The 12,850-nt window shown below is 70.1% G+C and carries 12 protein-coding genes, 4 tRNA genes and 2 pseudogenes; 11 read left to right on the forward strand and 7 right to left on the reverse strand.

The window, feature by feature from the left end; genetic code table 11:
• Window positions 1-311 precede the first annotated feature (311 nt).
• The 6 genes from FHS42_RS03830 (at window position 312) to FHS42_RS03855 (ending at window position 3,237) form a co-directional block, all read left to right on the forward strand.
• Window positions 312-827, forward strand: a complete 516-nt coding sequence (locus FHS42_RS03830; RefSeq protein ID WP_184569116.1) for an Asp23/Gls24 family envelope stress response protein — start codon at window positions 312-314, stop codon at window positions 825-827.
• A 121-nt stretch (window positions 828-948) separates the two neighbouring features.
• A complete protein-coding gene (locus FHS42_RS03835) occupies window positions 949-1,179 on the forward strand; it encodes a hypothetical protein (protein WP_184569857.1) in 231 nt (76 codons plus the stop codon).
• Window positions 1,176-1,514, forward strand: coding sequence for an Asp23/Gls24 family envelope stress response protein (locus FHS42_RS03840; protein WP_184569117.1), 339 nt, complete (start codon window positions 1,176-1,178; stop codon window positions 1,512-1,514). The genes FHS42_RS03835 and FHS42_RS03840 overlap by 4 nt, the downstream gene beginning before the upstream one ends.
• Window positions 1,515-1,534: 20 nt before the next feature.
• The gene (locus tag FHS42_RS03845; RefSeq protein ID WP_184569118.1) at window positions 1,535-2,242 is read left to right on the forward strand and encodes a DUF6286 domain-containing protein; all 708 of its coding nucleotides are present in this window, start codon (window positions 1,535-1,537) and stop codon (window positions 2,240-2,242) included.
• A gap of 10 nt (window positions 2,243-2,252) precedes the next feature.
• The gene (locus tag FHS42_RS03850; RefSeq protein WP_184569119.1) at window positions 2,253-2,900 is read left to right on the forward strand and encodes an Asp23/Gls24 family envelope stress response protein; all 648 of its coding nucleotides are present in this window, start codon (window positions 2,253-2,255) and stop codon (window positions 2,898-2,900) included.
• 181 nt (window positions 2,901-3,081) lie between these two features.
• Window positions 3,082-3,237: a hypothetical protein gene (locus tag FHS42_RS03855; protein WP_184569120.1), complete on the forward strand. Its 156-nt coding sequence runs from the start codon at window positions 3,082-3,084 to the stop codon at window positions 3,235-3,237.
• Here the strand turns inward: FHS42_RS03855 and FHS42_RS03860 are convergent.
• The 5 genes from FHS42_RS03860 to FHS42_RS03880 form a co-directional block, all read right to left on the reverse strand.
• On the reverse strand, window positions 3,221-3,472 hold the full coding sequence (locus FHS42_RS03860; RefSeq protein WP_184569121.1) for a hypothetical protein: 252 nt from the start codon (window positions 3,470-3,472) through the stop codon (window positions 3,221-3,223). The genes FHS42_RS03855 and FHS42_RS03860 overlap by 17 nt on opposite strands.
• Window positions 3,462-3,537 (reverse strand) — tRNA-Lys (locus tag FHS42_RS03865). The genes FHS42_RS03860 and FHS42_RS03865 overlap by 11 nt, the downstream gene beginning before the upstream one ends.
• Before the next feature lie 293 nt (window positions 3,538-3,830).
• Window positions 3,831-6,533: a DEAD/DEAH box helicase gene (locus FHS42_RS03870; RefSeq protein WP_246494187.1), complete on the reverse strand. Its 2,703-nt coding sequence runs from the start codon at window positions 6,531-6,533 to the stop codon at window positions 3,831-3,833.
• A gap of 222 nt (window positions 6,534-6,755) precedes the next feature.
• Window positions 6,756-7,337 (reverse strand): hypothetical protein, encoded by a 582-nt coding sequence (locus FHS42_RS03875; RefSeq protein ID WP_184569122.1) that lies wholly within the window; start codon window positions 7,335-7,337, stop codon window positions 6,756-6,758.
• A gap of 320 nt (window positions 7,338-7,657) precedes the next feature.
• Window positions 7,658-8,008 (reverse strand): metallopeptidase family protein, encoded by a 351-nt coding sequence (locus FHS42_RS03880; RefSeq protein WP_184569687.1) that lies wholly within the window; start codon window positions 8,006-8,008, stop codon window positions 7,658-7,660.
• Window positions 8,009-8,221: 213 nt separating this feature from the next.
• Between FHS42_RS03880 and FHS42_RS03885 the strand changes: the two genes are divergently transcribed.
• The 3 genes from FHS42_RS03885 (at window position 8,222) to FHS42_RS03895 (ending at window position 8,487) form a co-directional block, all read left to right on the forward strand.
• Window positions 8,222-8,294 (forward strand) — tRNA-Glu (locus FHS42_RS03885).
• Between the two features lie 40 nt (window positions 8,295-8,334).
• Window positions 8,335-8,409: transfer RNA gene (locus FHS42_RS03890), tRNA-Asp, on the forward strand.
• A 4-nt stretch (window positions 8,410-8,413) separates the two neighbouring features.
• Window positions 8,414-8,487 (forward strand) — tRNA-Phe (locus tag FHS42_RS03895).
• Between the two features lie 186 nt (window positions 8,488-8,673).
• Here FHS42_RS03895 and FHS42_RS03900 read toward each other — a convergent pair.
• Window positions 8,674-9,600 carry an NADP-dependent oxidoreductase gene (locus FHS42_RS03900; protein ID WP_184569123.1) on the reverse strand — a complete coding sequence of 309 codons (927 nt, stop codon included), beginning with the start codon at window positions 9,598-9,600 and terminating at the stop codon, window positions 8,674-8,676.
• A gap of 122 nt (window positions 9,601-9,722) precedes the next feature.
• Window positions 9,723-11,000: an ABC-2 transporter permease gene (locus FHS42_RS36560; RefSeq protein WP_246494188.1), complete on the reverse strand. Its 1,278-nt coding sequence runs from the start codon at window positions 10,998-11,000 to the stop codon at window positions 9,723-9,725.
• 193 nt (window positions 11,001-11,193) lie between these two features.
• Between FHS42_RS36560 and FHS42_RS38485 the strand changes: the two are divergent.
• Both FHS42_RS38485 and FHS42_RS38980 read left to right on the forward strand, forming a co-directional pair.
• Window positions 11,194-11,919: pseudogene (locus FHS42_RS38485) on the forward strand (AAA family ATPase); the annotation flags it as partial.
• A gap of 138 nt (window positions 11,920-12,057) precedes the next feature.
• Window positions 12,058-12,780: pseudogene (locus tag FHS42_RS38980) on the forward strand (helicase-related protein); the annotation flags it as partial.
• Window positions 12,781-12,850: the final 70 nt, after the last annotated feature.

Here is a 12,850-nt window from a genome sequence, read left to right on the forward strand (position 1 = left end):
GACACGAATACGGCACGAATACGGCACGGCGACGGCCCGAAGACGCCGCGGCAGACACCACCCGCAGCGGACAAATGAACAGCCACCGGCATCCAGCCCAGCGCAAGCCGGCACCACACCACCGCAACACGCGGCGGCATTCCGAAAGACCGGGACCCGACATGCCGGGCCACCGGGACGCTGGAAAACAGAACACCGAGCCCCTGCGACACCAAAAACGCCAAAAACACTAAACAACACCGACAACACACTGACAACACACTGACAGCACCGACAACAGCACCAAAAACGACACCGAAAAGAGGACTTCAATGACGCCCCAGACGGCTACCTCGGCGATCAATGAGCCCCGTACCGGCGACAGCAAGCCCAGCGCCGGTGACAGCAAGCCCACCACCGGCACCACCACCCTGGAGAACTCCGCCGGTGCGGACAGCCAACCCGCAACCCGCGGCAAAACCTCCATCGCCGATGGCGTGGTCGAAAAGATCGCCGGCATGGCCGCCCGTGAGGTTTCCGGTGTCCACGCCCTCGGCGGCGGCCTCGCCCGCACCCTGGGAGCCGTCCGCGACCGCGTCCCGGGCGGACGCCCCAACGTCACCCGCGGCGTCAAGGTCGAGGTCGGCGAGCGCCAAACCGCCATCGACCTCGACATTGTCGTCGAATACGGCGTCCCCATCACCGACGTCGCCAGCGACATCCGCGAAAACGTCATCGTCGCCGTCGAGCGCATGACCGGCCTCGAAGTCGTCGAGGTCAACATCTCCGTCATCGACGTCCACCTCCCCTTCGACGAAGAAGAGGACGACGAAACCCGCGTCCAATAACCACCCTCTCACCATCCAGACCCACTCCCGCCCCACCCCACACGCCCATCCCACCCACGCCCCCGGGCACACGACCCGGGGGCGGACCCCCGCCCCACCCACACCGCACAAGGAGTAGGACATGAGCACAGCGGTCGTGGGCCTCGCCACCGGCATGGCCCTAGGATTCGCCGGCTACTTCGGCGGATTCACCGCCTTCCTACTCGTCGCCGCCCTCGGCACCATCGGCTTCATCATCGGCCGCATGGCTGACGGAACGCTCCACTGGTCCCAACTCATCCGACGCGACGACTCCGCACCCACCCGCCACACCACCACCAACGCCAACTCTCGCCGCAGCAGGCTCAAATGACGATTCCCGCCCCCGAGCGCGGTGCCACCACCCTCACCGATCGCGCCCTCAGCCACACCGCCACCGGCGCAGCCCGCGAAGCCCTCCAGCACCTCAACAACCCCACCGCCACCGCCCACGCCACCGGCACCACTCGCCGCGGCAAAGCCCATCTCACCCTCTCGCTCACCCTCCCGTATCCCCTTGACCTCCCCACCACCACCGCCACCATCCAACGCCACGTCACCCACCGCACCCAGCAACTCACCGGCCTCCCCATCGCCACCATCAACGTACGCATCGAACACCTCGTCCTCCCCCAAGCCATCACCGGCAACGGCCGGGGGGTGCAGTGAGGCCGGCCCACAACAACACGTTGACCAGCGCGAGTCGGGGCCCGGCCCGGCGCCCCTGGTCCGCGCGGCGCGGCCCAGCCGCCGTGCTCGCGCTCCTCGGCGCCACCGCCTGCGGCATGCTCCTGTACGACCAGGTGGCGCTGCACTACGGCCGCCCCGCCGCACCCTGGCGCTCCCGTACCGAGGGCTGGTTGACCGACACCCCCGGCACCAGTGGCTGGGTGATCGGGGCCGCCGCCGCGCTGGCGCTACTCGGCCTGTATCTGATGGTGCTGGCCCTCACCCCCGGCGGCCGGCGCAGGCTGCCCATGGCGCCGGCGGCACCGGCCGTACGCGCCGTACTCGACCGCGCCAGCGCCGTAACGCTCCTGCGGGACGCGGCCCTACAGGTGCCGGGGGTCACCAACGCCCGGGCACGGATGCGCGGCCGGCGTCGGGCCGTGATTCGGGTGACGGTGGCGTACGGCGAGTCCACGACGATCCGTGCCGCGCTCCACGAGGCACTTGCCACCGAGACGGACCGACTCGGCCTGGCCAAGCCACCCCGCCTACGCCTTGGGCTCACCACCGGCGCCCCCACCCACCTGACGCCTACGGCAGCGCAGAAACCACCGCCCATCACAGCCACAGCCACAGGCACGGCCACAGGCACAGGCACAGACACAGGCACGGCCCAGGACGGCGCAGCCGAGAACGACACAGCCCAGCACCGCACGGAGCAGCAGTGAGGAGAACACGATGGGCGGGAACCCCGTACGCCACTGGCTGAACAGGGCCGTGCTGGCCCTGTTGGGCCTGGCGGGTCTGGTCGGTGGCGGCTGGACCACGGGGACCAGCCTCGACGCACGCGGCGAACTCCCGTTCGCCCTGCCCCCGTGGTGGCCCCGCTGGCACCCGCGGACCGAACTGACCGACTGGTTGGAGTCCACCGAGCTACGCGACCAAGGGTGGTGGCCCGCGGCCGTCCTCGGCTGCCTCACGGTCGGCCTGCTGGTCCTCGCGTACTGGCTACTCGTACAGACCGGACCCCGCGAGCCCCGGCGGCTGGCCCTCCCGGGCCCGGCGTCCGGCACCGAGCGCTCCACCGGCACCGCCGCGCGGGCCCCACGCCCCTCGCTGCGTACCGCCGCGCTTTCCCACGCGATGGCCGCGCAGGCGGCTGACGTACCCGGGGTGCGACGAGCGCGCGTACGACTCACGGGCGGCCCGCGCCGCCCACGCGCCCGGCTGACGGTGATACTCGACACCGGCGCCGACCCTCGCGCAGTGCTCACCGCCCTGTGCACGGGCCCCATCGCCGACGCGCAACGCTGCGCGGGCCTGGACGACCTCCGCTCGGGCCTGCGACTACGCGTCGCCCCGCACGGCACCCGCCGCACGCGCTGACGTATCGGGTGGGATACCCGGACCTTCGCGGCCAGGTGGCGGACCCCTGCGGCTCGTACAAGAGGCGACCGCGCACCTGACGGCCTCCCCGTCCGGCCACCGGCCCCCCAGCACCCACTCGTCAGCCCCATCGCCCACTCGTCAACGCGGGGCCCGACCCGCGGCTACCCAAGACGATGCGTTGAGTGCGCACAGCAAGCACCAGGACAAGGCCGATGAGCACGGCCGCGAGAAGCCGGGCCGGGGCGGTGATCAGGGGCAGCGGCGTGACGGGCGGCCGTACGGGCCCTTCGAGATGGCCTACGGGGCAGGCGGAGTTGTCAGTGGTGGGTCGTAGCGTGGGTGGTGTCCCTATTTCCCGCTGCTGGCTGCTGCGCGAGACGGACACGGCGAAGACCGGACCCGATGACGACGGGTCCGGCCTTCGCCACGTCGTAGACATGGCTGATGATCGTCAGCCTTCGATCCAGCAGCGGGCGCCAGCCCACGATCACGCGGACGCCTTCGGCGTTCCAGCACCGCTCCAGTACCCGGGCCAACAGCGTCCGACCTGGTCTTTTCTGGTGGGCCATCAGGGGCTCGAACCCTGAACCAATGGATTAAAAGTCCACTGCTCTGCCAATTGAGCTAATGGCCCGCACCACGCAGCATATCCCGGCGATCCGGCGAGCCCCGAGCGCACCAGCGGTTCGGGGTTCCGCCCGACCGGCGAGGGCGCCGTACGCGTACAGCCACGGCGCCGTAGTCATACGCGTACAGCCGCGGCGCCGTCCGCGTACAGCCGTAACTCCGTACGCGGACAACCGCGGCGACACACGCCCACGACCGCTGCGTCATACACGGTCAGCCGCGGCTGGCTCCCGCCAGATGGCGGCAGGGCCCGTACGACACATCACACCGTGCCATCCGGGCCCTGCCTACGTTCATCGATCAGCTGTTGCGCTTCCAGCGCGGCTTGTCGTCGCGGCGGCCGAAGGTGCCGGTGCCGGTCCCGGTGCCGGTGCTGCGGTGGTCGTCGCGGCGGACGTGGGGACGGTCAGTGTTGGCTGCCGCCGGGCGGTGGCCACCTGCGGGACGCTCGTCACGACGGTCGCGGTTGAACGGGCGGTCCGAGCGGGCGCCACCGGAGGGGCGGTCGTCGCGGCGGAAGCCACCGGTCGTCGGACGCTCGTCGCGGCGGAAGCCGCCCGAGGGACGCTCATCGCGCCGCTCGAAGGAACGCCCACCACGATCGTCGCTCCGCTCGTCACGACGGAACCCACCACTCGCCGGACGGTCGTCGCGACGGACGCCACCGGTCGGACGGTCATCGCGACGGAAGCCACCCGAGGGACGCTCATCGCGACGGACACCACTGGACGGACGCTCATCACGACGCTCGAAGGAACGCCCACCACGGTCATCACGCCGGTCATCACGACGCTCGAAGGAACGCCCGCCGCGGTCGTCGCGCCGCTCGTCGCGCCGGAAGCCACCGGTCGGACGGTCGTCGCGACGGAAGCCACCCGAGGGACGCTCGTCACGACGGACACCACTGGACGGACGCTCATCACGACGCTCGAAGGAACGCCCACCACGGTCATCACGCCGGTCATCCCGACGGAAGCCGCCCGAGGGACGCTCGTCGCGACGGAACCCGCCGGAGCGGTTGCCGCCCTGGCTGCCGCCCTGGGGGCGGTCGTCACGCCGGTCGCGACGGTCGAAGTTGCCCCGGTCATCACGCCGCTCGTCCCCGCCACGCTCCTGCTCCGGGCGGCTCGACGGCGCGGAGGCCGCAGGCTGCTCGGCACGCGCCGATACGGAATCGGCGGCGGAACCGGCCTGGGCCTGGCCGCCTTCCTGCGCGGTGGCCTCGGACGACTGCTCGGGCACCGATGCGGAGCTGGTGTCGGCGGTGTCGGTGGCAGCAGACGCCGTCGCCGGCACGACCGCGGCCGGGTCCTCGCCGCGCTCACGGGCCGCGCGGGCCAACAGCCGGTTGGCCTCGTCGCGCAGCTCGGCCGCGCGCCGCTGGACCTTCTCCAACTGGCGGGACAGGTCCTGCACATCGCGCTCGGCCTGCTTGGCCGAGTTCGCCGCCGACTCCGCCTGCACCTCGGTCAGGGAGCGGGCGCCGGTGATGTGCGCCACGTCCGCGTCGAAGACGCCCGCGCCACCGACGATGTGCCGTGAGGCATCGACGCCAGCGTCCTCCATCAGCCGGAAGATCTGCTTGCGCTGGTGCGGCAGGGCCAGCGAGACGACCGTGCCGCTCTGCCCCGCGCGGGCCGTACGGCCGGAGCGGTGCAGGTAGTCCTTGTGGTCACCGGCCGGGTCCACGTTGAGCACCAGGTCGATGCCGTCCACGTGGATGCCGCGCGCAGCGACGTCCGTGGCGACCAGGACGTTGACGTAACCCTCCTTGAAGTCGGCCAGGGTGCGCGTCCGCGCGCCCTGCGTCATGCCGCCGTGCAGCGCGTCCGCCCGTACGCCGGCGTCCACGAGCTGCTCGGCGACGCGGTCCGCGCCCATCTGGGTGCGGACGAAGATGATGGTGCGGCCCTTGCGCGCCGCGATGGCGGCGGTGACCGGCGCCTTGTCCTTCGGCTTCACGACGAGCACGTGGTGGCTCATGGTGGTGACCGCGCCCTGCGCCGCGTCCACCTCGTGCGTCTTGGGGTTGGACAGGTACCGCTTGACGAGGGTGTCGATCTCGTTCTCCAGCGTCGCGGAGAACAGCATCCGCTGGCCGCCGGACGGCACCAGGTCGAGGATCTCGGTGACCTCGGGCAGGAAGCCCATGTCGGCCATCTGGTCGGCCTCGTCGAGCACGGCGACCTGCACCCGGTCCAGCGAGGCGGCGCCGCGGTTGATGATGTCGCGCAGTCGGCCCGGAGTGGCGACCAGGATGTCTACGCCCCGCTCCAGGGCGTAGATCTGGTTGCTCATCGACGTACCGCCGCAGACGACCTTGAGCTTGAGGCCGAGCACATCGCCGTACGGCTGAAGCGCGTCGGACACCTGCATCGCAAGCTCGCGGGTCGGGGTCAGAATCAGGCCACGCGGACGCTTCTTCTCCGTGAAACCACCGGAGAGTTGGGTGAGCAGCGGGAGCCCGAAGGACAGGGTCTTGCCCGAACCGGTACGGCCACGGCCGAGGATGTCCAGCCCTGCCATCGCGTCCGGGATCGTGGCGACCTGGATCGGGAACGGGGTGGTGACGCCGTTCTGGTTCAGCTTGCGAACTACCTGCTCGGGCAGCCCGAGATCGGTGAACGTGATCGACTTCTCAGCGCTCTCGTCGGACGCCTCAGCAGTCTCAGCGCTCTCGTCGGACGCCTCAGCAGTCTCAACGGCTTCGTCGGACGCCTCAGCGGTCTCACCGGTCTCGCCGGAAACCTCAGCGGTCTCGACGGCTTGAACAGCTTCGATGACCTCGGTCGCATCGGCGACAACCTCGGCCGCGGCATCGGCATCGGCATCGGCATCGGCATCGACGGTCTCAACGACGGGAGCGATCTCAACGACGGGAGCGGACTCGACTACGGGAGCGGGCTCTACGGCATCGGCGGTGGCGATCGCCGTGGCGTTCTCAGTGATCACGCCGGTCTCATCGACCTCGGGCATGACGGTGTGCTCAGCAGAAATGGACATGCGAAACGCGGAACCTTCCGGAGTTACGGCACGCGCCCAGACTCCGTGTGATTTCGCAAACAACCGCCTCGATGCGGCCAGCCACGGCAAGGAAAGGAACGCGCCACGCGGCGCGCTCCGGGAGGGTTCTCCGAAGTCGGCCGGGCAAATGGGATCAAACGATCTACCACCATACTCACCCCTTCCCTGGGAAGGCAAATCCCTCTCCCTCCCGCGACAGGTTCACCGCTCCCGCAACGGCCTCGCCTGCGGTTCGCCCGCCGTCCCGGCAGGCGGCTGTGGCTCGGTGGGAGGCGGCGAGGTGGTCGGCTCGGCGGTCGGTACGGGGATGCTCGGCTCCGGTGGCGGGCTGCTGGGCCGTGGCGCGGTCGGCCGGGGGCGGGGCGGCGCGCCGGGCGCCGAGGGGGCGGGGGTGCCGGGGTGGGGCGCCGGCTCCTCGGCGGCCGGCGGGTCGGATGGTCGCTCCTTCGCATCCGGCCCGCCCGTTTCCTTGCCGCCACCCCGGCCGCGCTCCGCATCCCGCTTTTTGCGATCACGGCGATCCGGCGCCCGGGAGGCATCGCCCGAGACGCCGCCCCGCTTGGCCTGCGCATCAGCCCGGCGAGCCCCGTCCGGCACCACGGCGCCCCCCACGGACTCAGGAGCCACACCGTCCCGCTGCCCATTACCGGACCCGCTGCGCTGCGCATGCGCCCGATCCGGCTCGGAGACGCTCATGCAGCCCCCCAAGGCCATGGCGGCGAGCACCACGGCCGCTACCCGCGCTGAGGTGCGGGGCGCGGCGTGGGGTGCGATGCGCGCCATGCGCACGAAAGGCGGGAAATGCGAAAGGCGGGAGATAGGCGATTCATTTTTGGGCATTACGGACATGAAAGGGCTGCCTTCCGGCGCGAGGGTGGGGCCTCCTGCCCAACTGGCCCCGCCCCACCCAGGACACGCGCCCCATCCAGGAGACCCGCCTCACGCCACAACCCGAGCCCCGGCCGCTACAGCCGCCACGGCCGCCACCGATGGAGCACGACCCGCACATTCAGCCCGAACCGCTAGCCCGAACTGCCAACTGCCGGGCGGGCGGGCGGTCGGTCGGGCGGGCTGCCTGGCGGGCGAGCGAGCGAGCGAGCGGCTCAGCCGTAACCGAGCGCGTGCAGCCGCTCATCGTCGATGCCGAAATGGTGGGCAATTTCATGAACTACGGTCACTTCTGTCTCCTGCACCACCGTCTCCCGACTCCCGCACATCCGCAGCGTGGGCCCCCGGTAGATCGTGATCCGGTCCGGCAACACGCCCGCGTACCACTCCCCTCGATCGGTCAACGGCGTTCCCTCGTAAAGCCCGAGCAACTCCGGTTCAGCCGCATCAGGCTCGTCTTCAACGAACACCGCCACGTTGTCCATGAGCCGCGTCAACTCGGGCGGAATGCGGTCCAGGGCCTCGGCGACCAGTTCCTCGAACTCCTCGCGCGTCATTTCCAGCACCCGGCCATTGTCGGGCAGGCGCCCCCCGCGCGCCCCGCTCATGCATCGAACACCTCCACGGGAGCCAGAGCCCCCGGCGCCCAGCGCTCCGCCGCACCCCCCTAACCCGCCCCACCGCCCACCCGGCGGTAAACCGTTTTGGCGAACCCCGTCGGCATCCCATATGCTTCTCACGTCCCCGAAGGCGCCGGAAGGTGCCCAGGTGGGCCATCAGCCCTCATCGTCTAGTGGCCCAGGACGCCGCCCTTTCAAGGCGGTAGCACGGGTTCGAATCCCGTTGGGGGCACGCAAGACCATGTGCGAGACTAGTGCTCGCACGTGTGCTTGGTCCTGTGGAGCAGCTTGGAGTGCTCGCCACCCTGTCAAGGTGGAGGCCGCGGGTTCAAATCCCGTCAGGACCGCTGCGGCTGGGTAGCTCAGTTGGTACGAGCGATCGCCTGAAAAGCGATAGGTCGCCGGTTCGAACCCGGCCCCAGCCACCGCTGCTCGAACAAGTCGAAGCCCCTCCGAGGTCACTCGGAGGGGCTTTTTCGTTGCCCGCGGTGTCCTTTTGGCCACTCCCGTATCCCCGGCCGGCCCGATCCCCTGCGGAGCGCCCCGCTCCCGAGGAGCACCGCGCTCCCCAAGGGCGCCGCATTGCCGAGAAGGCGCCGGGCAGCCGCCGCTCACGGCACTGTGACGATCACCTTGCCGCGGGTGTGGCCCTCCATGCTGAGGCGCTGGGCGTCGCTCGCGCGTTCGAGGGGGAAGGTCTTGGCGACCTGCACCGTGAGTGCGCCCGACTCGGCCATGTCGGTGAGGGCCGTCAGGTCGGCCGCGTCAGGGCGTACCCAGAGGTAGCGCCCGCCCAGGGGGGCGACCGCGGGGTCAACGATGGAGGCGATGCGCCTCGGGTCCTTCACCAGGTCGGCCGAGACCGTCACCGCGTCCCCTCCCACCAGGTCGAGCACCGCGTCTACGCCCTCCCGCGACAGCGCGCGTACCCGGTCGCGTAGACCGTCTCCGTAGGTGACCGGTTCGCCGCCCAGAGAGCGTACGAAGTCGTGGTTGTGCGGGCTGGCCGTGCCGATCACGCGGGCGCCCAGGTGGCGGCCGACCTGGACGGCCATGGAGCCGACGCCGCCCGCCGCCGCGTGGACCAGCAGCGTGTCGCCCTTCGTCACCCGTAGCACCTTGATCAGGGACTGGTACGCCGTGAGCCCGGCCAGCGGCAGCCCCGCGGCCTGCTCGAAGGTGAGGTTGGCAGGCTTGCGGGCCAGGGTGCGTACCGGTGCGGCCACGTACTCGGCGAAGGTCCCACCCGCCAGAGTGTCCTTGCGTACGTAGCCGATGACCTCGTCGCCCTCGCTGAACTCCGGGGTGTCCAGCCCCGCACGGACGACGACGCCGGCCACGTCCCAGCCGGGGACGACCGGGAACACCACGTCCAAGAGCGAATCCAGGTGGCCGCCCTGCGCCTTCCAGTCCACCGGGTTCACCGCGGCGGCCTTGACCCGCACCAGTACCGAATCGGGCCCGACCTTGGGCTCTGACAAGTCGCCGTATTCCAGGACCTCGGGACCGCCGTACGCGCGGTAGCTCACAGCCTTCACGATGCTCGTACTCCTCGAAACCTCATGCTGCGGACTCAGTGGACGGGATAGATAGGACAGACGAGACAGACGAGACGGACGGGATGGGTGGGGTGGAGGGGGCGGATGGAGGACGCCTCACGCTAGGCTGCCGCCGCGTCGGAGGGTGCTTGCGCCGCACGGCCGCCCGGGTGGCGGTGGCGCCAGATCCAGAAGACCGCACTGGCCACGATCGCCCAGCCCGCCAGCACCAAAAACGGGAAGGCGTGCTGGTAATTGCCGAAGTAGACCGCCGTGTGTTGGGCATTCACGGACGCACCCGGCGGGAGCCACCGGCCGATATGGCCGAGAACAGACGGCAGCAGCGGCCAAGAGACCGCGCCACCCGACGACGGATTGCCGAGCAGCACCATCAGGCCCCAGGTGGGCAGCATCGCCCAGCGGCCGAAAAGGGTGTTGAACATGGTGAAGACCATCCCCGACGTGAACAGCGTGAGCGCCAAGATCAGCCACGACTCCACGAACGGCAGGTTCAGCGCGCCAAGGAACCAGTCCACCAGCGCCGCGATGGCGAACCCGCCGAGCAGCGCGTACGCAGCCGTGAACGCGATCCGCTCCGCGGGGTTGAGCGAGCGGGCGTGGACGCTGAGCTGGATCGCGCCGACGAAGCCGATGATCACCGCGGCCAGTGAGATGTAGAAGATCGCCAGCCCGCGCGGGTCGCCCTTCTGTAGCGGGTTGAGGTCCCGCACCGTCACCGGAATGTCCACCCGTTCCCCGACCCGTGGCCCCGCGGTGGCGAAGACCTCGGCGACGGAGGCCCCGGACGCGCCGGAGATGTCCAGTTCGACACGGTCGCCTGCGGCCTCAGATTCCCGTTCTCTCCCCGCGTCAGATCCCCGGTCCCCCGCGGTATCAGGTCCCCGGCCCTCCACGGTGCCGGCTGGGTCTGCGGTGCCGGGTGCGCCCGCGGTGGGGCGGTGCACGTTCAGTACGGCGAACACCCGCTGCTCGTCCACGGCGCGTTTGGCCTCCTCGTACGTGTCGTATTCGCGCAGCTCAAGCGAGGCGTCCAGGGCCTGTTCCATGCCGCGTACGAACGCCTTGCCGCGCGGGCTGTCGCTCGCCCCGACCACGGCTGTCGGCACGTGGTGCGGGGTGGGGTTGGCCATCACGTACGTATACGAGCCGGCGAAGAGCCCGGCAGCCGCCGCCAGGATGACGACCAGCACGGTGGCCGGGAAGAACGGGGTGCCCTTGAAGGCTGCCCAGCGAGACGACGAGCGTGCGCAACTGTGTGCCCCTCCCGCCGGCCCGCAGCCAGCTGGGGCCGCGCCGCTCTGGGGTTGCTCCCGGGGCTGCTTCGTAGCTTGCTCCGGGGGGTCGCCGCCTGGCACGGGCCGTTCACGCGGGTCATCCATGAGGTCACGCTAAAACACCCATCACGGACATTCTTCCCGAGCGGCCGATGATTCCCCGGCCCGGCCGGCCTCGATTCGCGGGCCGTAAACCCGCGGCCGGGCCCGTACGCAGACAGTCCCGAGGCCCCCGCGAGCGCCTTGGTGCACAAATGGTTCGCCAGCTCTTTCAGCGAGGTGAGATCCTGGGGGCCGTATGACCACTCAGCCTGCCCCTGCCCTGCCCGCCCTGCTGGAGCGGCTTCCCGAGCTGATGCTGCGCGATGAGCAGCGGCTGGGGCGCCGACTCGACGGTGCGCGCCGGATTCGTAAACCCGAGGCCCGCGCGGCCGTACTCGCCGAGATCGCCGGCCAGATCGAGCAGGCCGAGCGGCGAGTTGCCGATCGCCGCGCCTGCGTGCCCGAGATCAGTTATCCGCCGTCGCTGCCGGTCAGCCAGAAGAAGGACGAAATTCTGGCGGCGGTCCGCGATCACCAGGTGGTGATTGTCGCGGGCGAGACCGGTTCCGGTAAGACGACCCAGATTCCGAAGATCTGCATGGAGCTGGGCCGGGGCGTGCGCGGGCTCATCGGGCACACCCAGCCGCGCCGGATCGCGGCCCGTACAGTCGCCGAGCGGATCGCCGAGGAACTGGATACCCAGCTCGGCGGAACGATTGGCTGGAAGGTGCGGTTCACCGACCAGGTCGGCGCGGAAACGCTGGTCAAGCTGATGACGGACGGCATTCTGCTGGCCGAGATTCAGACCGACCGCGAGCTGCGCCAGTACGACACGATCATCATCGATGAGGCACACGAGCGCAGCCTCAACATCGACTTCATCCTCGGGTACCTCGCGCAGTTGCTGCCCCGCCGCCCCGACCTCAAGGTCATCATCACCTCGGCCACCATCGACCCGCAGCGGTTCTCCCGCCACTTCGGGCACGTCGCCACCGTGGGCGGCCACCCTCAGGGCACCGGCCGTGCGGGTGCCGCACAGCGCAAGGGCCACGGGGGCCGCGAGAGCGCTGTCGGTGGTCGGGAGCAGGGCGGTGACGGCGACGGTGGCGCGGAGGCCGCCGGCGCGCCGATCATCGAGGTCAGCGGTCGTACGTTCCCGGTCGAGGTGCGCTACCGCCCGCTCCTCGAAGAGGGCGGCCAGGACGGCGATCGCGACCAGGTCACCGCCATCTGCGATGCCGTGGACGAGCTCCAGCGCGAGGGTGAGGGGGACGTTTTGGTCTTCCTCTCCGGCGAGCGGGAAATTCGGGACACCGCCGACGCGTTGGAGAAGAAGAAGCTACGCAACACCGAGATCCTCCCGCTGTACGCGCGGCTCTCGCACACCGAGCAGCACCGGGTCTTCCAGCGGCACACCGGCCGCCGCGTCGTGCTCGCGACGAACGTGGCGGAGACCTCGCTGACCGTCCCGGGCATCCGGTACGTGATCGACCCCGGCACGGCCCGTATCTCTCGGTACAGCCATCGCACCAAGGTGCAGCGGCTGCCGATCGAGCCGGTCTCGCAGGCCAGCGCCAACCAGCGCAAGGGCCGTTGCGGCCGGACCAGCGACGGCATCTGCATCCGGCTGTACTCAGAGGACGACTTCCTCACCCGCCCCGAGTTCACCGATGCCGAGATTTTGCGGACCAACCTCGCCTCGGTCATCTTGCAGATGACGGCGGCCGGGCTCGGGGACATCGAGAAGTTCCCGTTCATCGACCCGCCGGACCGGCGCAACATCAAGGACGGCATCGACCTGCTGCACGAGTTGGGCGCCCTCGAAGCCCAGCGGCAGAGCCCCGAGCGCGAAGCCGCGGGCGAAGACCTCGACCAATACACCGAGCAGGGTCCGAGGCGAGATGCAGATCACG

It is taken from the genome of Streptomyces zagrosensis (assembly GCF_014203645.1).
GTDB lineage: Bacteria > Actinomycetota > Actinomycetes > Streptomycetales > Streptomycetaceae > Streptomyces > Streptomyces zagrosensis.

Coding starts and splice junctions, on each gene's coding strand:
- FHS42_RS03840 (WP_184569117.1), top strand. CDS start 1,176: ATGACGATTCCCGCCCCCGAGCGCGGTGCCACCACCCTCACCGATCGC.
- FHS42_RS36560 (WP_246494188.1), bottom strand. CDS start 11,000: ATGGATGACCCGCGTGAACGGCCCGTGCCAGGCGGCGACCCCCCGGAG.
- FHS42_RS03850 (WP_184569119.1), top strand. CDS start 2,253: ATGGGCGGGAACCCCGTACGCCACTGGCTGAACAGGGCCGTGCTGGCC.
- FHS42_RS03835 (WP_184569857.1), top strand. CDS start 949: ATGAGCACAGCGGTCGTGGGCCTCGCCACCGGCATGGCCCTAGGATTC.
- FHS42_RS03860 (WP_184569121.1), bottom strand. CDS start 3,472: ATGGCCCACCAGAAAAGACCAGGTCGGACGCTGTTGGCCCGGGTACTG.
- FHS42_RS03870 (WP_246494187.1), bottom strand. CDS start 6,533: ATGTCCATTTCTGCTGAGCACACCGTCATGCCCGAGGTCGATGAGACC.
- FHS42_RS03875 (WP_184569122.1), bottom strand. CDS start 7,337: ATGGCGCGCATCGCACCCCACGCCGCGCCCCGCACCTCAGCGCGGGTA.
- FHS42_RS03830 (WP_184569116.1), top strand. CDS start 312: ATGACGCCCCAGACGGCTACCTCGGCGATCAATGAGCCCCGTACCGGC.